Source organism: Mycobacterium sp. (assembly GCF_025965855.1).
Lineage (GTDB): Bacteria > Actinomycetota > Actinomycetes > Mycobacteriales > Mycobacteriaceae > Mycobacterium.
In genome coordinates, this window is the sequence record NZ_JAOPWB010000172.1 from 1 (window position 1) to 18886 (window position 18886).

Annotated in this window: 17 protein-coding genes and 1 riboswitch; of the genes, 8 read left to right on the top strand and 9 right to left on the bottom strand. The window is 66.6% G+C overall.

Annotated elements, in window-relative coordinates; all coding sequences use genetic code 11:
• Positions 1-389: FHA domain-containing protein (locus JWP83_RS13755; RefSeq protein WP_297730705.1), on the bottom strand; the 389-nt coding region annotated here is incomplete at its 3' end.
• Between the two features lie 55 nt (positions 390-444).
• A complete protein-coding gene (locus tag JWP83_RS13760; protein WP_297730707.1) occupies positions 445-1653 on the bottom strand; it encodes an NADH:flavin oxidoreductase in 1209 nt (402 codons plus the stop codon).
• Positions 1654-1692: 39 nt separating this feature from the next.
• Here JWP83_RS13760 and JWP83_RS13765 point away from each other — a divergent pair, with 39 nt between their 5' ends.
• Positions 1693-2541 carry a bifunctional methylenetetrahydrofolate dehydrogenase/methenyltetrahydrofolate cyclohydrolase gene (locus JWP83_RS13765; RefSeq protein WP_297730709.1) on the top strand — a complete coding sequence of 283 codons (849 nt, stop codon included), beginning with the start codon at positions 1693-1695 and terminating at the stop codon, positions 2539-2541.
• 3 nt (positions 2542-2544) lie between these two features.
• A complete protein-coding gene (locus tag JWP83_RS13770; protein ID WP_297730711.1) occupies positions 2545-2820 on the top strand; it encodes a DUF3017 domain-containing protein in 276 nt (91 codons plus the stop codon).
• Here the strand turns inward: JWP83_RS13770 and JWP83_RS13775 are convergent.
• Positions 2817-3299, bottom strand: a complete 483-nt coding sequence (locus tag JWP83_RS13775) for a DUF732 domain-containing protein (RefSeq protein ID WP_297730713.1) — start codon at positions 3297-3299, stop codon at positions 2817-2819. The genes JWP83_RS13770 and JWP83_RS13775 overlap by 4 nt on opposite strands.
• 259 nt (positions 3300-3558) lie before the next feature.
• Here JWP83_RS13775 and JWP83_RS13780 point away from each other — a divergent pair, with 259 nt between their 5' ends.
• Both JWP83_RS13780 and JWP83_RS13785 read left to right on the top strand, forming a co-directional pair.
• Positions 3559-5028 carry an FAD-binding oxidoreductase gene (locus tag JWP83_RS13780; RefSeq protein WP_297730715.1) on the top strand — a complete coding sequence of 490 codons (1470 nt, stop codon included), beginning with the start codon at positions 3559-3561 and terminating at the stop codon, positions 5026-5028.
• A 118-nt stretch (positions 5029-5146) separates the two neighbouring features.
• Positions 5147-6523, top strand: coding sequence for an HNH endonuclease signature motif containing protein (locus JWP83_RS13785; RefSeq protein ID WP_297730717.1), 1377 nt, complete (start codon positions 5147-5149; stop codon positions 6521-6523).
• A gap of 26 nt (positions 6524-6549) precedes the next feature.
• Here the strand turns inward: JWP83_RS13785 and JWP83_RS13790 are convergent, their stop codons facing one another.
• The 4 genes from JWP83_RS13790 to JWP83_RS13805 form a co-directional block, all read right to left on the bottom strand.
• A complete protein-coding gene (locus JWP83_RS13790; protein ID WP_297730719.1) occupies positions 6550-7317 on the bottom strand; it encodes an alpha/beta hydrolase in 768 nt (255 codons plus the stop codon).
• A 65-nt stretch (positions 7318-7382) separates the two neighbouring features.
• A complete protein-coding gene (locus JWP83_RS13795; RefSeq protein ID WP_297730721.1) occupies positions 7383-8126 on the bottom strand; it encodes a class I SAM-dependent methyltransferase in 744 nt (247 codons plus the stop codon).
• Positions 8114-9262: a homoserine O-acetyltransferase gene (locus JWP83_RS13800; protein ID WP_297730723.1), complete on the bottom strand. Its 1149-nt coding sequence runs from the start codon at positions 9260-9262 to the stop codon at positions 8114-8116. Before JWP83_RS13800 ends, JWP83_RS13795 begins: the two co-directional genes overlap by 13 nt.
• An 11-nt stretch (positions 9263-9273) precedes the next feature.
• On the bottom strand, positions 9274-10638 hold the full coding sequence (locus tag JWP83_RS13805; RefSeq protein ID WP_297730725.1) for a bifunctional o-acetylhomoserine/o-acetylserine sulfhydrylase: 1365 nt from the start codon (positions 10636-10638) through the stop codon (positions 9274-9276).
• Between the two features lie 145 nt (positions 10639-10783).
• Positions 10784-10901, bottom strand: a riboswitch (SAM riboswitch).
• Between the two features lie 176 nt (positions 10902-11077).
• Between JWP83_RS13805 and JWP83_RS13810 the strand changes: the two genes are divergently transcribed.
• Together JWP83_RS13810 and JWP83_RS13815 are read left to right on the top strand one after the other, a co-directional pair.
• Positions 11078-13315, top strand: a complete 2238-nt coding sequence (locus JWP83_RS13810) for an NADP-dependent isocitrate dehydrogenase (RefSeq protein ID WP_297730727.1) — start codon at positions 11078-11080, stop codon at positions 13313-13315.
• Between the two features lie 27 nt (positions 13316-13342).
• Positions 13343-14572, top strand: a complete 1230-nt coding sequence (locus JWP83_RS13815; protein WP_297730729.1) for an NADP-dependent isocitrate dehydrogenase — start codon at positions 13343-13345, stop codon at positions 14570-14572.
• On the opposite strand, the gene JWP83_RS13820 is transcribed toward JWP83_RS13815, so the two are convergent.
• Together JWP83_RS13820 and JWP83_RS13825 are read right to left on the bottom strand one after the other, a co-directional pair.
• Positions 14569-15420, bottom strand: coding sequence for an alpha/beta hydrolase (locus JWP83_RS13820; protein WP_297730731.1), 852 nt, complete (start codon positions 15418-15420; stop codon positions 14569-14571). The two genes, JWP83_RS13815 and JWP83_RS13820, sit on opposite strands and share 4 nt — an antisense overlap.
• Before the next feature lie 122 nt (positions 15421-15542).
• Entirely contained in the window at positions 15543-16727 is a 1185-nt protein-coding gene (locus JWP83_RS13825; RefSeq protein WP_297730733.1) for a transposase, read from the bottom strand.
• A 97-nt stretch (positions 16728-16824) separates the two neighbouring features.
• Here JWP83_RS13825 and trpS point away from each other — a divergent pair, with 97 nt between their 5' ends.
• On the top strand, positions 16825-17844 hold the full coding sequence (gene trpS / locus JWP83_RS13830) for a tryptophan--tRNA ligase (protein WP_297730735.1): 1020 nt from the start codon (positions 16825-16827) through the stop codon (positions 17842-17844).
• A gap of 8 nt (positions 17845-17852) precedes the next feature.
• A complete protein-coding gene (gene yhjD / locus JWP83_RS13835; RefSeq protein ID WP_297730738.1) occupies positions 17853-18881 on the top strand; it encodes an inner membrane protein YhjD in 1029 nt (342 codons plus the stop codon).
• Positions 18882-18886: the final 5 nt, after the last annotated feature.

Consider the following 18886-nt stretch of genomic DNA (forward strand, 5'->3'; position numbering starts at 1 on the left):
CACGCCGCCCTCGCCGGCTGGGCAACCGGGATGCCCATCGACTCGGTGCGCGGCGGGCGCCCGGCCAGCCCTTGATGGCGCCCGACCTCGAAGGTCAAGTGGGGCCCGTCGGGATTTCCGATGTTGATGCTCTGGCCGTCGTGAATGTCCACCACCGGCACCCGGCAGCCGTTGACGAAAGTCCCGTTGAGCGAACCGTTGTCGATCGCCAGCCACCTGCCCTGCTCGAATCGCAGCAACAGATGGGCGCGCGAAATCAGCGGGTGCGTGATGCGCACGTCGGCCCGGAGATCCCGTCCGACGACGACGTCATGACCCGTGGCGAAGGTTCGTTCCGACCCGTCATGACGAACGGTTAATGCAGGTGGGGCTGGTGCGCTCATTGCCATAACTGTAGCGGGTACATCCGCTTTCACCAGGTGACATCAGCGTCCGGGCGCATCGTCAGCGGGCTAGAGCGTCGGGCGCGCCGGTTACCACGCATCGGGTCCGGCTGTAGACCGTGGGTATGCACCGATTGCAGTGCGTGCACGCCGAATGCACGCTATGCCCGGCGCCGTCGGCGGCGATCCGATTGACGAGGTCCGGCTCGGCCAGCAGCGCCCGGGCCATCGCCACGAACTGGAATCCCTCCGCCATCGCCAGGTCCATCGTTTCCCGGTTGGTGATGCCGCCGAGCAGGATCAGCGGCATCGTCAGCTCGGCGCGGAACAGCTTGGCGTGGCGCAATAGATAGGCCTCGCGGTAGGGGTATTCGCGGAGGAACTTCTTGCCCGTCATGCGGATGCCCCAGCGCAGCGGCGGCTTGAAGGCGCCGGCGAACTCCTTGACCGGCGCGTCGCCGTGGAACAGATACATCGGGTTGACCAGCGAGCTGCCCGCGGTGAGTTCGATCGCGTCCAGCCCACCGTCGTCCTGCAGCCATTTGGCGGTTCTCAGCGATTCTTCGGTGCCGATGCCGCCGCGCACACCGTCGGCCATGTTGAGCTTGGCGGTCACCGCGATCGGCGCGCCGTCTTTTTCCACCGCGCGCCGAACGGCCATCACCATGCCGCGGGCCAACTTGGCGCGGTTCTCCAGCGATCCGCCGAACTCGTCGTCGCGGCGGTTGATCAGCGGGGACAGGAACGCGCTCGCCAAATAGTTGTGGCCCAAATGGATTTCGACCGCGTCGAAGCCGGCTTCGATGGCCAGCCGCGCGGCGTTGGCGTGCCCTTCGATGACGTCGTCGATGTCCTCGCGCGTCGCCTTCCTGGCGAAGCGCATCCCGATCGGGTTGAAGAACCGTACCGGTGCCAGGGCGGTGGCCTTGTTGGTGCGGGCATTGGCGACCGGGCCGGCGTGGCCGATCTGCGCGCTCACCGCCGCACCCTCGGCGTGGATCGCGTCGGTCAGCCGGCGCAGCCCGGGCACCGCCTCCGGGCGCATCCACAGCCCGTTGCCCTCGGTGCGCCCGCCGGGGGAGACCGCGCAATAGGCGACGGTGGTCATGCCCACCCCGCCGGCGGCCGGCAGCCGGTGGTATTCGATCAGATCGTCGGTCACCAGCGCGCCGGACGTGCGCGCCTCGAACGTCGCGGCCTTGATGATCCGGTTGCGCAACGTGAGGGGGCCCAGCTGGGCCGGCGAGAAGACATCTGGAGGGGTAGACATATCCGGAGCCTAATGCGGCGGCATGGAAGACTGTCCGGCGTGGGCGCAATCACGCTGGACGGCACGGCCACCCGGGACGAGATCTTCGTCGACCTCAAGCAACGGGTGGCCGCACTGACCGCCTCGGGTCGCACGCCCGGGCTGGGCACCATCCTGGTCGGCGACGATCCCGGGTCGCAGGCCTACGTCCGCGGCAAGCATGCGGACTGCGCCAAGGTCGGCATCACCTCGATCCGCCGCGACCTGCCCGCCGACATCAGCACCGCCCAGCTCGACGAGACCATCGACGAGCTGAACGCCAACCCGGAGTGCACCGGCTACATCGTGCAGTTGCCGCTCCCCAAGCACCTCGACGAGAACGCGGCGCTGGAGCGCGTCGACCCCGACAAGGACGCCGACGGGCTGCACCCGACGAGCCTGGGCCGCCTGGTGCTGTCCATCCCCGCGCCGCTGCCGTGCACCGCGCGCGGCATCGTGCACCTGCTGCGGCGCTACGAGGTCGAGATCGCCGGGGCGCACGTGGTCATCATCGGCCGTGGCGTGACGGTCGGCCGCCCCCTGGGGCTGCTGATGACCCGCCGCTCGGAGAACGCCACGGTGACGTTGTGCCACACCGGGACTCGTGACCTGCCCGCGCTGGCCCGGCAGGCGGACATCATCGTGGCCGCCGTGGGCGTCCCGCACATGCTGACCGCGGACATGGTGCGTCCCGGCGCCGCGGTCGTCGACGTGGGCGTCAGCCGCACCGATAACGGCCTCGTCGGCGATGTCCATCCGGATGTGTGGGGGGTGGCCGGCCACGTGTCACCGAATCCCGGCGGCGTCGGGCCGCTTACCCGCGCGTTCCTGTTGACCAACGTCGTCGAATTGGCCGAGGGACGGCAATAAGAGGTGCGCGCGACGTTACGGGCCCAGTGGCCGATCCTGTTGGTTGAACTGATCTTCACCGTGGCATTTGTCTTGGCGGCGGCCAACTTCTGGCGTCGCGGTGCCCTGCTGATCGGCATCGGGGTCGGCGTGGCGGCGATACTGCGGTTGGTGTTGTCCGACGAGCGCGCCGGTCTGTTGGTCGTCCGCAGCCGCGGCATCGACTTCTTGACCACTGCGACGGTGGCGGCGGCGATGGTCTATATCGCGTCGACCATCGACCCGTTGGGCACCCGCTAGAGCCCTGGCACGCCGGGGATTCGGCCCAGGCCGCCGGGCAGGCCGCCACCCAGGCCGCCACCCAGGCCGCCGGGAATTCCGGGCAGGCCGGCGGTCGGGTTGCCGCTGGCGATGTTGGCCATCTCCTGCGGGCAGTACATCTGGATCGCAATCGTGGTGAACATCTGGGCCATCTGGGGTGACATGCCGCGGTGGGTGACGGTCGCCGCGGCGGCGGCGAAGTTCCCGCCCGGCGTGGCGAGCATCGGGCAGATGGACTGGCCCACGGACATCGCGTTCCCCGGCTCACCGAAGTCGATGCCGGCGTGATTCAGCGCATCGATGAAGTTGTCGTCGGCCGCCGGGTCCGCCTCGGCCGGTGCCGCGAACGCCGCGGCAGCGGTGAGCAGGCCGGCGGCGACGGCTAGCAGCCGGATGGTCAGCGGCTGGTGACGAAATAGCCAGATCCAACGCGAAGTCTCCGCCGCCAGTGCCTTCATGCCAGTCTCCCCATCTTTCGCTGGGTGCACTTAGGGCACTCCAGTCACGTTAGGAACTCTGATCTATAACTGTCACGTTTACAACACGGTGCGATAAAGGTTTGCACAATAAGCGTTTTGTGAGGGCATCGTGCGCGCGGCGTCGCTTATTGGGGTGAGACGCGCCCGGGCCGGCGCCGCGCGATCGAGGCCACACTGTGACCTGACACTCGCGCGGAGGGCCGGATTTTCCGGTGCCGTTTGGACCAGAATCCGGCCCATGACGACGAATCACGGCCGTCCGCTGGACCTTTCCTTTGAGAGGCGCCTCTCGCGCCAGACCTTCCTTCGCGGCGCCGTCGGAATGCTGGCGACCGGAGCGGTGTTCGGCAGCGCGCGCGCCGCCGCGGACCCCGCCACCGGGTGGGGTGGCTTGTCCTCCTCCATCGGCGGCAATGTCTTGTTGCCCGCCAACGGTGCCCAATTCTCCACGGGCAAGGAGGTTTTCAATTCGCTTTACAACAACTCCAATCCGGCTGCGGTCGTCAAGGTTTCATCGCAGTCTGACGTGCAGAAGGCGGTCTCGTTCGCGACGGCGAACGGGCTCAAGATCGCCCCACGCGGGGGCGGGCATTCGTACATCGGCGCGTCCAGCTCCAGCGGCACGATGGTCATCGACCTGCGCGGGCTTCCCGGCGGGGTGAACGTCGACGGCGCGGGCAACGCCACGGTCACGCCGGCGACCACTGTGTATGCCGTGCACCAGGGGCTGGCCGGCGCTGGTCGCGCGATCCCCACCGCCACCTACCCGAGCATCGGGATCGCGGGACTGGCCCTTGGCGGCGGAGTGGGGGCCGATTGCCGCCATGCGGGCCTGACCTGCGATGCCCTGCAGTCGGCCACGGTGGTGTTGCCCAGCGGCGACGTGGTCACCGCGTCCGCCAACGACCATCCGGACCTGTACTGGGCGCTGCGCGGTGGCGGCGGCGGCAATTTCGGGGTCACGACGTCGATGACCTTCGCGACCTTCGCGACCGGTGACAACGACGTCGTCCGGCTCGACTTCCCTCCGTCGGCTGCGGTGCAGGTGCTTGCCGGCTGGCAGTCATGGATGAGCGGCGCGGACCGAAACACCTGGGGGATAGTCGATCTTTCGGTCGGGAGTCAGCCAAACTGCCACGTGCTGGCAACCTGTCCCGCGGGCGCCGGCTCGGGCGTCGTCGACGCCATCAAATCCGCGGTCGGGGTGGCCCCCACCGCGGTTCAGAACAAGACGCTCAGCCATATGGACCTGGTGACGTATCTGGCCGGGGGCAGCTCGGCGGCTTCACCGGTGGGTTTTGTGGGTGGATCCGACGTGCTCTCGACGATGAATTCCGCTGCCGCCCATGCTATTGCGACGGCGATCGGGCAGTGGCCCGCCTCCGGCGGCAAGGCGTCGGTGCTCGTCGACCCGCTGGACGGCGCCGTCGGCGACGTGGGTGCGGGGGACACCGCGTTCCCGTGGCGCAAGCAGTCCGCGCTCTTGCAGTGGTACGTCGAGCCCGCCGGCAACCAGGTGGCCGCGGCGACGCAGTGGCTGAACTCCGCGCACCAAGCGGTCCAACAGTTTTCGGTCGGCGGATACGTCAACTACCTGGAGGCCAACAGCTCGCCATCGCGCTACTTCGGCTCGAACCTGTCGCAGCTGACGACGGTGCGGCAAAAGTACGATCCCAACCGGGTCATGTTCTCGGGGTTGAACATCTGACGGTCGTCGACGTCCACTATCTTGCGCCACGGCCCGCCAACGAAATAAGTTGCGCCACTTTGGTTTCACTAGTCTCTTGGCGGAGTTTTTTGTCGGTGCCCTTGGATAGTTTGGCGGTGTGAGTGCCAGCAAGGTTGTTGATCGCGAGGCGTTGTCGGGCGCCCTTGATGCCCTGGACGCCGCGTTCGACAAGGTGGCCGAGTTTGACTGTGAGGCTTTGGTTACTCGCGAGCAGCTGGCGTTGTTGGAGCGCTTCGAGCGACACCGCCGACGCATACCGTCCTTAGAACACACGCTAATCAACGCCCTTGGCCGCCAGGCCACCCCGGCAGAACTGGGCGGCAAGCTCTCCCACGCCATCGCCGAGGCGACACTGATCAGCCGCGCCGAAGCCTCCCGGCGCATCAAAGAAGCCGCCGACCTGGGCCCACGCCACGGCCTGACCGGGGAACCGTTGGCGCCGGTGCTCGCCGCCACCGCCGCCGCCCAGCGCGACGGCAAGCTGGGTGCCGGCCAGGTGGCGGTGATCCGGCGCTTCTACCACCAGCTGCCTGGCTGGATCGATGCCGCCACCCGCGAGGAGGTCGAAGCGAAGTTGGCCACTGAAGGCAGCCAGTTTCGTCCCGAACAACTCGCCGAGCTGGCCGACACGCTGGCCGACTGCCTCAACCCCGACGGCAATTACACCGACGAGGACCGCGCCCGGCGGCGCGGCATAACGTTGGACAAGCAAGGTTCCGATGGGATGTCGCAGCTGCGCGGCTGGCTGACCCCCGAGGCGCGAGCCACCTTCGAAGCCGTGCTGGCGAAGCTGGCCGCTCCTGGCATGTGCAACCCCGCCGATGACACCGCCTGCGTGGACGGCCCACCCACCCAAGACGCCATCGACCACGACGCTCGGTCGGCCACCCAGCGCAACCACGACGCGCTCAACGCAGCGCTGCGCGGGCTGTTGGCGTCGGGAAAACTCGGCCAGCACAACGGGTTGCCGGCCTCCATCATCGTCACCACCACGCTGGCCGAACTGGAAGCCGCCGCCGGGCGCGCCCTGACCGGTGGGGGCAGCATCCTGCCGATGAGCGACGTGATCCGCCTGGCCCGCCACGCCCGGCACTATCTGGCCATCTTCGACAAAGGCAAAACCCTGGCGCTGTATCACACCAAACGCCTGGCCTCACCCGCACAGCGGATTGTGTTGTACGCCAAGGACCGTGGCTGCACCGCACCCGGGTGCACCGTGCCCGGCTACTACAGCGAAGTCCACCACGTCATCGGCTACGCCGCCTGCCGCTGCACCGACGTCAACAACCTCACCCTCGGCTGCCCCAGCCAACACCACATCGTCCAACCCGGCGGCTGGAGCACCCGCAAAAACGCCCGCGGCGACACCGAATGGATCCCGCCCCCACACCTCGACCGCGGCCAACCGCGCACTAACACCTACTGGCACCCCGAAAAGCTCCTCCGCCGCGAGGACGAAGACGACGAGTGGTAGCGGCCGGACTTAGGCGCTCGAAAAGCTCACAACACACGGTGTTGTTGATCCGCGGTGCCCGCATACGGTCGGCATCGCTCGACCAGGGCCTGGGCCAGCAGTGCCGGCTCGCTCACCATCAGGCAGTGACAGGTATCGATCTCGATCAGTGTCTGCACACCGCCGATCGCTTCCATGTATTTGCGCTGCACCTTCGGCGCGAGGGCACGATCCCGAAGGGTCAATATCCACGTTCGAGGAATGTCCTCGGGCGTCCCGCGCCAAGACACTTTCTCCGTGAGGATGCGAAGTGATTCCGGGTAGAGCTTGCCGGTCATGAATCGCCGGCGATGCGAAGGAACTCCGTTCAAGTACGCGAATCTCGCCAGCATTCTTGGTGTTTCGCGCGGCACGCCACTCTTCACGAAGCGCCGGGCGATCCTGGCGAGAAACCACGGTAAGCTGTCCACGATCGACGAACCTTCGGGCGGCAGGAAGGCGGCAGCGAAGATCATTTCGCGCACGCTCGCCGCTCCAAGCTTGGTGACCACTCCCGGCAGCGTCATTCCCCCGATCGAATGACCAACGAGGACGATGTCCTCCAATCCGGCACTCTGGATGTCGCCGACGAGCGCGTCGACAATGTCGGCGATGGTCAATCGCCTCAGGTCTCCCCGCTTGTTCCGCCGTCCCGGCATGTCGAGAGCAAGTACGGTCAGGTTTGGCTCCTGCCGATGGATTTCGTCGACGGTGAGCTCCCAAGAATCCGCTGCGAGCCCGCCGCCATGCACGAGAACCAGAGTCGGCAGTGCCATCGCGGGCCTCCTCGAGCAGCGCCCCCAGGACCCGAATCCTAGAGCGTGCGGCGCGAAGAACGCACCTATCCGGCCAGCGCGGCCCGGATGCACACGGTGACATAGGGCAGCGCCAGACCGGTCGAATTCGCCAGCGCCGGATGGGTGGCGAGCAACTCACGCACCTGGTCGAGCGTTCTGGTGCGAACCTCGGTCGGCGATGTGATGCAGTAGCTGCGCGACGCCACCAGGTCGATCAACGCTTGCGGCGTAAGGTAACTCGTCCACTCGATCTGATGCCGCTCGGGATCGGTGAATGACGCGGACAGTTTGACGTCGAAGCGGCCCCGGTCGCCATCGGAGCCGATGATGTCGCCCAGCTCACGCACCCAGCCCAGCCGTTCGTCGCGGGTGTTCCACACCAGACCGAGCCGCCCGCCCGGCCGCAACACGCGGGCCACCTCCGGAATCGCCCGCTCGGGATCCACCCAGTGCCATGCCTGGGCGACGACCACGGCGTCAACGCTGTTGTCTTCCAACGGAATTTCTTCCGCAGTGCCCAGCAGGGCCCGCGTTTCCGGCAGCGAGGAGCGCAGCACCTCCAGCATGTCGGGAATCGGGTCGACCGCCACCACGTCCAGGCCGCGTTCCACCAGCCGGGTGGTCAGTTTGCCGGTGCCCGCGCCCAGATCAAGCACACGGCGCGCGCCGCGCGGTATCAACCAGTCGATCGCCTCCGGTGGATAGGAGGGGCGGCCTCGCTCGTAGGCAGCAGCCGCCGAGCCGAACGATAGGGAGCGGTCGTGGCTGGAGCGGATCACCTCGGACATCTGGGGGACACGCCTTCCTCATCGGCCAAGCCAAGCGTCTTACGGATCAACTCGCCGACGGCCTCGGATTCCACCAGGAATCCGTCGTGCCCGCAGATGGAGTCGACGACGTGGAGCTCGGAGCAGCCCGGCAGCAGCTCGGCCAGCTCCTCCTGCAGGCGCAGCGGGTAGAGCCGGTCGGAGGTGATGCCGCCGACCACCACCGGCACCGGGCACCGGCGCAGGGCGCTGTCGACGCCGCCGCGGCCGCGGCCGACGTCGTGGCTGCTCAGCGCCTCGGTCAGAATGACATAGCTGCCCGCGTCGAAGCGGGCCAACAGCTTGTCGCCCTGATGCTCCAGGTAGCTCTGCACGGCGTAGCGGCCGCCGTTCGCCGGATCCTCGTCGCCCTGGCTGCCGTTGGCGAACCGGGTGTCGAGCTCGACCTCGCCGCGGTAGGTCAGGTGGGCGAAGCGACGGGCGATCGTCAGCCCGGCATCCGGCGCGCGGCCGGTGTCGTGGTAGTCGCCGCCCTGCCAGTTCGGGTCGGCCTTGATCGCCGCGATCTGCGTGGCCTGCGTGCCGATCTGGTCGGCGGTGGCGCGCGCACCGACCGCCAGCAGCAGCCCGGCCCGCACCCGGTCGGGGTAGCCGACGATCCACTCCAAAGCCCTTGCGCCGCCCATGGATCCGCCGACGACGGCGGCCACCTCATCGATGCCCAGGGCGGCCAGCGCGGCGACGTCCGCCTGCACCTGGTCGCGCACCGAAATCAGCGGAAACCTTGAGCCCCAAGGCTTTCCGTCGCGAGCGAGCGAGCCGGGTCCGGTGGAGCCGCGGCAGCCGCCGAGCACATTGGTGGCCACGGCGCACCAGCGGTTGGTGTCGATCGGCGCGCCCGGCCCGGCCACCCCGTCCCACCAGCCGGGCGTGGGATGCCCGGGTCCGGCGGGCCCGGTGATGTGCGAATCACCGGTGAGCGCGTGTTGCACCACCACCATGTTGTCGCGCGTGGGCGATAACTCACCCCAGCGCTGGATGGCGATACAGACATCGTCGATCACCGCGCCGCTTTCGGTGGTCAGCGAGCCGATGTGCACAAACCCGATTTCACCCTCGGCGGGCAGCGTCTGCGTCGGGACGTCGAAGATCGTCATGTCAGAACCCCTCAGAAAGCTGCCACGGCCTGCGGGTCGGCCGCGTCGGCGCCGAACTTTCGGGCCGCGGCGAAGCCGAGCTCCAGGTCGGCCAGGATGTCGTCGATGCCCTCGATGCCGACGGCCAGCCGCACCAGGCCGGGGCTGACGCCGGTGGTCAGTTGCTCCTCGGCGCTCAGCTGGGCGTGGGTGGTCGACGCCGGGTGAATCACCAGGGAGCGCACGTCGCCGATGTTGGCGACGTGGCTGTGCAGCTGCAGCGCGTTCACGAACGCCTTGCCGGCCTCGACCCCGCCGGCCAGCTCGAACGCCAGCACGGCTCCGGTTCCTTTGGGCGCCAGCTGCTTTCCCCGCTCGTACCAGGGCGAGCTGGGCAGCCCCGCGTAGTTCACGGACAGCACGCCGTCGTGGCCGGACAAAAACTCGGCGACCCGCTGCGCGTTGGCGACGTGGCGCTCGACGCGCAGGCTCAGCGTCTCCAGGCCCTGGGCCACCAGGAACGCGTTGAACGGCGCGGCGGCCGAACCCAGGTCACGCAGCAGTTGCACGCGGGCCTTGAGCGCGTACGCCGGCGGGCCCAGCTCGGCGAACACCACGCCGTGATAGCTGGGGTCGGGCGTGGTGAATCCGGGGAACCGGCCCTGCGTCCAGTCGAAGGTGCCGCCGTCGACGATCACGCCGGCGATCGCGGCGCCGTGCCCGCCCAGGTACTTGGTGGCCGAGTGCACCACGATGTCGGCGCCCTGCGTGAACGGCTGGATCAGGTACGGCGTCGCGATGGTGTTGTCGACGATCAGAGGCACACCGTTGGCGTGGGCGACCCCGGAAACCCCCGGGGTGTCCAGGATGTCGATCTGCGGGTTGGAGATGGTCTCGGCGAAGAACGCCTTGGTGTTCGGCCGCACCGCCGCCTGCCACGAATCGAGATCGTCGGGATCCTCGACGAAGCTGACGTCGATGCCGAGCTTCGGCAGCGAATAGTGGAACAGGTTATAAGTCCCGCCGTAGAGCCGCGGGCTGGAGACGATGTGATCCCCGGCACTCGCGAGGTTCAATATGGCGAATGTCTCAGCGGCCTGCCCGGAGGATAGGAACAGCGCGGCCACCCCGCCCTCGAGCGCGGCGATGCGTTGCTCGACGACGTCGGTGGTCGGGTTGCCGATCCGGGTGTAGATGTTGCCCGGAATCTCGAGCCCGAAGAGGGCCGCGGCGTGCGTGGTGTCGTCGAAGACGTAGGACGTGGTCTGGTAGATCGGCAGGGCGCGGGCTTTGGTCGCCGGGTCGGGACTCTGGCCGGCGTGCACCTGCTTCGTCTCGAACGACCAATGCGCGGTCGGATCGGCCTCGGGACTGGTTTCGTTGTTTTGGGAGCTCACGTGCGGTGTGCTTTCTTCTCAGAAGGGCATGAATTCGGGCATCGGGAAGGTGCGCGGTCGAATTAGCGACGGCAGACAATGCGACGCGAATGAGCTTGATGAATGCACATCACGTTTCCCCTCTAGTCAGGGGTCCGGTATGGCGGACCCGCGCTTGCCGCGCAGCCTGTGGCTACTAGACCTGGTCTTTCACCCGGGGCACCCCACCGCGGTTGGAGGGTTGCCGGCCAGCAAGCCGGGGCTTAACGCTGGCACTCATGACCGATGTGAAGCCTATCTCATAGCGGCGAGTCGATGCCAATGGGCCGATCCGGCGGCCATCGGTGCCGCACTTCGCGCGCTGGCCTGCGGGTCGACACCTGTCCAAACACCCTTGATAACGTGGCAACCAGACGCTGAGCCCCATCAGTATCTGACCAATGACGCCGGGAGATGGACCGTGTGCGCCGAACAGCCGACCGTCATCTACACGCTGACCGACGAAGCGCCGCTGCTGGCGACCTACGCGTTCCTGCCGATCGTGCGAGCCTTCGCCGAGCCGGCCGGCATCAAGATCGAGGCGAGTGACATCTCCCTGGCCGCTCGGATCCTTGCCGAGTTCCCCGATCACCTGACCGAAGAGCAGCGGGTGCCGGACGACCTGGCAGAACTGGGAGCGCTGACGAAGCGATCCGACACCAACATCATCAAGCTGCCAAACATCAGCGCCTCGGTGCCCCAATTGGTCGCCGCGGTCAAGGAGCTGCAAGGCAAAGGGTTCAAGGTTCCGGACTTTCCGCAGAATCCGAAGACCGACGAGGACAAGGCAATTCGTGAGCGCTACGCCAAATGCCTTGGCAGCGCCGTCAACCCGGTACTACGTGAAGGCAACTCGGACCGACGCGCGCCCAAGGCCGTCAAGGAGTACGCGCGCAAGCACCCGCACAGCATGGGCGAGTGGTCGCCGGCGTCTCGCACCCATGTCGCGACCATGCGGCACGGCGACTTCTACCACGGCGAGAAGTCGATGACGCTGGATCGCGCGCGCAACGTAAAGATGGTGCTGGAAACCAAAAGCGGGCAGACCCTCGAGCTTAAGGGAAAGGTCGTGCTGCGCGACGGCGACGTCATCGACAGCATGTTCATGAGCAAGAAGGCGCTCTGCGAGTTCTACGAGGAACAGATGCAGGACGCCTACGAGACCGGCGTGATGTTCTCACTCCACGTCAAGGCGACCATGATGAAGGTCTCCCACCCCATCGTCTTCGGCCACGCCGTGAAGATCTATTACAAGGAGGCATTCGCCAAGCACGAGGCGCTGTTCGACGAACTCGGCGTCAACGTCAACAACGGATTGATCGATCTCTACAACAAGATCGAGTCGCTGCCCGCGTCGCTGCAAGAGGAGATCATCCGCGACCTGCACGCCTGCCACGAGCACCGTCCCGAGCTGGCGATGGTCGATTCGGCCAAGGGCATCACCAACTTCCATTCGCCCAGCGACGTGATCGTGGATGCGTCGATGCCGGCGATGATCCGCGCCGGCGGCAAGATGTGGGGCGCCGACGGGCGGCAGAAGGACACCAAGGCCGTCAACCCCGAGTCGACCTTCTCCCGCATCTACCAAGAGATCATCAACTTCTGTAAAACCCACGGCCAGTTCGATCCGACGACGATGGGCACCGTTCCCAACGTCGGCCTGATGGCGCAGCAGGCCGAGGAGTACGGCTCGCACGACAAGACGTTCGAGATCCCCGAAGAAGGTGTCGCCAACATCGTCGACCTGGAGACCGGGGAAGTCCTTCTCACCCAGAACGTGGAATGCGGTGACATCTGGCGCATGCCCATCGTCACGGACGAAGCGATCCGCGACTGGGTCAAGCTGGCCGTCAACCGGGCCCGAAACTCGGGCATGACGGTGGTGTTCTGGCTGGACACCGAGCGGCCGCACGAGGTCGAGCTCCGCAAGAAGGTCAAGGAGTACCTGAAGGAGCACGACACCGAGGGCCTCGAAATCCAGATCATGCCGCAAGTGTGGGCCATGAGGTACACGCTGGAGCGTGCGATGCGCGGGCAGGACACCATCGCCGCGACCGGAAACATTCTGCGCGACTACCTCACCGACCTGTTCCCCATCTTGGAGCTCGGCACCAGCGCCAAGATGCTGTCCATCGTGCCGCTGATGTCCGGCGGTGGAATGTACGAAACCGGCGCGGGCGGTTCGGCGCCGAAGCACGTCCACCAACTCGTGGAGGAAAACCATCTGCGCTGGGATTCCCTCGGTGAGTTCCTCGCTCTGGGAGCGTGTTTCGAAGACATCGGTATCAAGACCGACAACGAGCGCGCCAAGATTCTGAGCAAGACGCTGGATGCCGCGATCGGTAAGCTGTTGGAGAACAACAAGGGTCCGTCGCGCAAGACCGGCGAACTCGATAACCGCGGCAGCCAGTTCTACTTAGCGCTGTACTGGGCCGAGCAGCTTGCCGCGCAATCCGACGACGAAGAGTTGCGCGAGCACTTCGCCGCGCTGGCCGGCGAGTTGAGCTGCAACGAGGGCGCCATCGTGGCCGAACTCGCGGAGGCGCAGGGCGAGGCGGTCGACATCGGTGGCTACTATCGCCCGGACGCGGAGAAGACGACTGCTGTGATGCGGCCGAGCAAAACGTTCAATGAAGCGCTAGCAGCTTCGCAAAGCTGACGCCGCGAGGAGAAAGTCGAACTCGATATGTCCAACGAATCCAAGATCAAAGTCAAGGGCCCGGTAGTCGAGCTCGACGGCGACGAGATGACCCGCGTCATCTGGAAGTTCATCAAGGACATGCTGATCCTGCCCCATCTCGACATCAACCTGGAGTACTACGACCTGGGCATGGAGCACCGCGACCGCACCGACGATCAGGTGACGATCGACGCGGCCTATGCGATCAAGAAGCACGGCGTGGGCGTCAAGTGCGCGACCATCACCCCCGACGAGGCCCGCGTTCAGGAATTCAATCTGAAGAAGATGTGGCTGTCGCCAAACGGAACCATCCGGAACATCTTGGGCGGCACCATCTTCCGCGAGCCGATCGTGATCTCGAACGTCCCGCGCCTGGTTCCGGGCTGGACCAAGCCAATTGTCATCGGCCGTCACGCTTTTGGTGACCAGTACCGGGCGACGAACTTCAAGGTCGACCAGGCGGGCACCGTCACGTTGACGTTCACCCCCGCCGACGGCAGCGAGCCGATGGTGCACGAGCTGGTGTCCATCCCCGAGGACGGCGGCGTCGTGATGGGCATGTACAACTTCAAGCAATCCATCCGCGATTTCGCGCGCGCCTCGTTCGCCTACGGCCTCAACGCCAAGTGGCCGGTGTATCTGTCCACCAAGAACACCATCCTCAAGGCCTACGACGGCATGTTCAAAGACGAGTTCCAGCGCATCTACGACGAGGAATTCAAGGAGCAGTTCGAAGCCGAGGGGCTGACCTACGAGCACCGGCTCATCGACGACATGGTCGCGGCCTGCCTCAAGTGGGAGGGCGGCTACGTCTGGGCCTGTAAGAACTACGACGGCGACGTGCAGTCCGACACCGTCGCGCAGGGGTACGGCTCGCTGGGGCTGATGACGTCGGTGCTGATGACCGCCGACGGCAAGACCGTCGAGGCCGAGGCCGCGCACGGCACCGTCACCCGCCACTTCAGGCAGTATCAGGCCGGCAAGCCGACCTCGACCAATCCGATCGCCTCGATCTTCGCCTGGACCCGGGGACTGCAGCACCGCGGCAAGCTGGACGACACCCCCGAGGTGATCGAGTTCGCCCAAAAGCTGGAGGAAGTCGTCATCTCCACGGTCGAGGGCGGCAAGATGACCAAGGACCTGGCCATCCTCATCGGGCCCGAGCAGGAGTACCAGAACAGCGAGGAATTCCTCAATTCCATCGCCGAGAATCTGGAGAAGGCTTTAGCCGGCTAGCCGGTGGGCTGTTCGCGGCCCGGGGACGGGCAGCGTTCTTCGATGAAGCCGGTGATCACCTCGGTGACGCGGCCGGGCGCCTCGAACATCGGGACGTGCCCCACGCCGTCGAGCTTGGTGACCTGGTGGTTTTGCGGTAGGTGGGTGCTGAAGTGCCGGCTGAATCGGGGCGCGGGAATGATCCGATCCTTCTCGCAGATCACCAAATGCGCGGGCACGGCGTTGAGCGCCAGCTCCCGCAGGCCGGGCAGCAGCGTCGCCTTGACCAGCAGCTGGAAGTAGGCCGGGCAGTGCGCGGCGTCGTCGATGATGGCGGACAGCTGGCGCTCGCTGACGCGGTCCGGCGACGCGCTGATTGCGTAGGTCGCTAGGCGGCGGCTGAACGGCAGGTGCAACACGCGCGGCCCGAACGCCCAGGCGAGTACGAGCAGCGGGATGCCCAGGATGAACTTGGCGATCACCTCGAACTTGGCCGGGGTCCAGCGCGTCCAACCGCCGGCCGGGGCGATGCCGGTGACGCTGCGCGCCCGCCCGCGCCGCTCGAGTTCGAAGGCCACCCAGCCGCCCAGCGAGTTGCCGACGATGTGGGCGGTCTTCCAGCCCAGTTCGTCCATCTGGCGCTCCACGTGATCGGCGAGCAGCGCCGACGACAGGAACCAGGTGCCGGCGGGCGGGCCGCCGTTGTGGCCGGCCATCGTCGGGGCGAAGACCTCGTAGCGGCCGGTGTCCGCCAGCTGCTGCGCCACGTCCTCCCACACCGCCTGCGACAGCAGGAACGGATGCAGCAGCAGGATCGGTTCTCCGGAACCGAGGTGGATCGGCGGACGGGTCCCCACGTTGCTCCCCATGGATCCGACAGTAATGGCGGTACCGCCGGTACCGCAAACAACGGCCGGTCTGCGCGTGAAAAGATCGGGGCATCTTGACGTCCTCCCCCGCCTACAGGCGGGGGATTCCAACCACGTCGCACCTAGGCAGCAGGAGGACAGAGTTGAGGTTCACGGTTCGCAGACCGGCTAGTGCCGAGGTCTCCCCGTGCTGTCACCGCCCGTCCGGCGGCGATGTTGCGTGCTGCGTTCACGTCGGCATTGCACGGGCCGGCACCACAGGCGACACACTGAAAAACCGCTTGGCTCTTGCGGTTTTCCGGCGCGACATGGCCGCAGTGGGAGCATCGTTGCGACGTGTACGCCGCGGGGACAAGTTCCAGGCGCCCCACAGCTTTGTGCTCGAGCCGGGCCACCAGCAGCCCCCACCCGTGGCGGCTGATCGCACGATTGAGTCCCCGTTTCTGTGCGACGTTGGTGCCCGCGCAGTCACGGGTGCCCTGCGCCGAGCGGGTCATGGCCCGCAGGTTCAAGTCCTCGACGCGGACGGTCTCGAACCGACGCGCCACATCGGTGGTGGTCTTTTCCACCCAGTCACGGCGCCGGTCGGCGTCACGCGCCCGCAGCCTCGCGATGGCGAGCTTGGTTCGTTCCCGCCTGTGAGATCCGCGTCGCGCCCGGGCCAGACGCCGCTGCAATCGGCGCAGCCGCTCGGTCTCGCGACTGTGAAGGCGTGGGGCGTGCCGCAGCTCCCCGGTGGACAGCGCCGCAGACACCGTCACGCCGCGATCAACGCCGACCACGCTGCCATCATCGGGTCCCGGGATGGGTGCAGGGATGACAGCAAATGCGATGTGCCAACGCCCAGAGCGATCCCGAGTGACTCGGTAGGATTTCACCGCCTCGGGGATGTCACGGGTCCAGCGGAACCGCACCCACCCAATTTTGGGTATCCACACCTGCCCGTGGCGCCGGCTGAGCCGGTGAATGTGGCGCGGTTTGACGCCGACTTGTCGAAATCCCTCATGCTGACCAGCCTTGCGCCAGGTGGGGCGACGGTGGGTGCGGTGGAAGAAGTTGCGCATCGCTTGGGTGAAGTCGCGCAGCGCCTGTTGCTGCACGGTCTGCGATCCGGCTGCCAACCAGTCGTATTCGGCGCGCGCAGCAGTCAACTGGGCACACTGCTCGTGGTAGCCAGGCGCTTGGCGGCCTGGCTGCCAATGCTGTTGCTGCTCCACTGCCAAATTCCACACAAACCGGGCGTGCCGACAGTGCGCGGCCAATACAGCCACCTGCCCCGGGCTGGGAAGCAAACGGAACCTACACACAGCGACAACGTAACCGGCGCCACCGACAACATGCCGAAAGGAGAGAAGCGGCGTTACTCCCCCGGCTAAGGCCAGGGGTTTCCACACCGCAAACCTCATGAGCACCGCTACCGGATCCAGCCGGATTTTCTCCGGCGTGCAGCCCACGTCCGACTCGCTTCACCTGGGCAACGCGCTGGGCGCCATCACCCAGTGGGTCACGCTGCAGGACGACCATGACGCGTTCTTCTGCGTCGTCGACCTGCACGCCATCACCGTCGCGCAGGATCCTGAGGCGCTGCGACGCCGGACCCTGGTCACCGCCGCGCAGTACCTGGCGTTGGGCATCGACCCCGACCGCAGCACGGTCTTCGTGCAAAGCCACGTGCCCGCCCACACCCAGCTGGCGTGGGTGCTGGGTTGCTTCACCGGCTTCGGGCAGGCATCGCGGATGACGCAGTTCAAGGACAAGTCGACGCGCCAGGGCAGCGACTCGACCACCGTCGGCCTGTTCACCTACCCGGTGTTGCAGGCGGCCGACGTGCTGGCCTACGACAGCGATCTGGTGCCCGTGGGCGAGGACCAGCGTCAGCACCTCGAGCTGGCGCGCGACATCGCGCAGCGGTTCAACAGCCGCTTCCCCGACACCTTCGTGGTTCCCGACGTGCTCATTCCCAAGGTCACCGCCAAGATCTATGATCTGGCCGACCCGACGTCGAAGATGAGCAAATCGGCGGGCACCGATGCCGGGTTGATCAACCTGCTCGACGATCCGGCGTTGTCGGCCAAGAAGATTCGCTCCGCGGTGACCGACAGCGAGCGCGAGATCCGTTACGACACCGAGGCCAAGGCCGGCGTGTCGAACCTGCTGACCATCCAGTCGGCGGTCACCGGGGTCGGCATCGACAAGCTCGTCGAGGGCTACGCCGGGCGCGGCTACGGCGATCTGAAGAAGGACACCGCCGAGGCCGTGGTCGAATTCGTCGGCCCGATCAAGGCGCGTGTCGACGAATTGATGACGGACCGCGCCGAATTGGAGTCGGTGCTGGCGACCGGGGCGCAGCGCGCCGAGGAGGTCGCCGGCAAAACGGTTCGGCGGGTTTACGATCGATTAGGGTTTCTTCCGGTACGGGAATAGGTTTCACCATGAGCGAGCCGGCCAAGCCAGGCGTCCTCGATCGGCTGCGGGCCCGGTTTCGATGGCTCGACCACGTCGTGCGGGCCTATCAACGCTTCGATGAGCGCAACGGCGGCTTCTACGCCGCCGGCCTCACCTACTACACGATCTTCGCGTTATTCCCGTTGCTGATGGTGGGTTTCGCGGCGTTCGGGTTCCTGCTGTCGCGCCGGCCCCACCTGCTGAACACGATCGACGACCGCATCCGGTCCTCGGTGTCCGGCGCCCTTTCGCAACAGCTGGTGGACCTGATGAATTCCGCGATCGAGGCGCGGACCTCGGTCGGCGTCATCGGGCTGGCCACCGCGGCCTGGGCGGGTCTGGGCTGGATATCGCACCTGCGGGGCGCGGTAACCGAGATGTGGTGGGACAAGCGCATCGATTCGCCGGGCTTCGTACGCAACAAGCTTTCCGACCTGGTGGCGATGCTGGGGACGTTCGTGGTGGCGTTGGCCACCGTGGCGCTGAGCACGCTCGGCCACCAGGCGCCGATGGCTGCGGTGCTGAGATGGCTTGGGATACCAGAGTCTTCGGTGTTCGACTGGTTGTTCCGGCTTTTCTCGATATTGATCGCGTTGTTCGTGTCGTGGCTGTTGTTCACCTGGATGATCGCCCGGCTGCCGCGCGAGAAGGTCAACCTGGTCGACTCGATGCGGGCCGGGCTGCTGGCGGCGATCGGGTTCGAACTGTTCAAGCAGGTGGTTTCGCTGTATCTGAAGGCGGTGCTGCGCAGCCCCGCGGGGGCCACCTTCGGGCCGGTCCTGGGCCTCATGGTGTTCTCCTACATCACCGCGTATTTGGTGCTGTTCGCCGCGGCTTGGGCCGCCACCGCGTCCGACGATCCGCGGGCCAGGCCCGTGGACCCCCCGCCGCCCGCGATCATCGCCCCGCGGGTGCAGCTGGACAAGGGGCTGAGCACGCGTCAGACCCTGACCGCGATGGGCCTGGGAGCCGCTGGGGCGCTGGCGTTTTCCCGGCTGGCCCGCCGGCTTCGATAGCCGTG

Coding starts and splice junctions, on each gene's coding strand:
- JWP83_RS13760 (WP_297730707.1), bottom strand. CDS start 1,653: ATGTCTACCCCTCCAGATGTCTTCTCGCCGGCCCAGCTGGGCCCCCTC.
- JWP83_RS13775 (WP_297730713.1), bottom strand. CDS start 3,299: ATGAAGGCACTGGCGGCGGAGACTTCGCGTTGGATCTGGCTATTTCGT.
- JWP83_RS13780 (WP_297730715.1), top strand. CDS start 3,559: ATGACGACGAATCACGGCCGTCCGCTGGACCTTTCCTTTGAGAGGCGC.
- JWP83_RS13790 (WP_297730719.1), bottom strand. CDS start 7,317: ATGGCACTGCCGACTCTGGTTCTCGTGCATGGCGGCGGGCTCGCAGCG.
- JWP83_RS13795 (WP_297730721.1), bottom strand. CDS start 8,126: ATGTCCGAGGTGATCCGCTCCAGCCACGACCGCTCCCTATCGTTCGGC.
- JWP83_RS13800 (WP_297730723.1), bottom strand. CDS start 9,262: ATGACGATCTTCGACGTCCCGACGCAGACGCTGCCCGCCGAGGGTGAA.
- JWP83_RS13815 (WP_297730729.1), top strand. CDS start 13,343: ATGTCCAACGAATCCAAGATCAAAGTCAAGGGCCCGGTAGTCGAGCTC.
- JWP83_RS13820 (WP_297730731.1), bottom strand. CDS start 15,420: ATGGGGAGCAACGTGGGGACCCGTCCGCCGATCCACCTCGGTTCCGGA.
- trpS (WP_297730735.1), top strand. CDS start 16,825: ATGAGCACCGCTACCGGATCCAGCCGGATTTTCTCCGGCGTGCAGCCC.
- yhjD (WP_297730738.1), top strand. CDS start 17,853: ATGAGCGAGCCGGCCAAGCCAGGCGTCCTCGATCGGCTGCGGGCCCGG.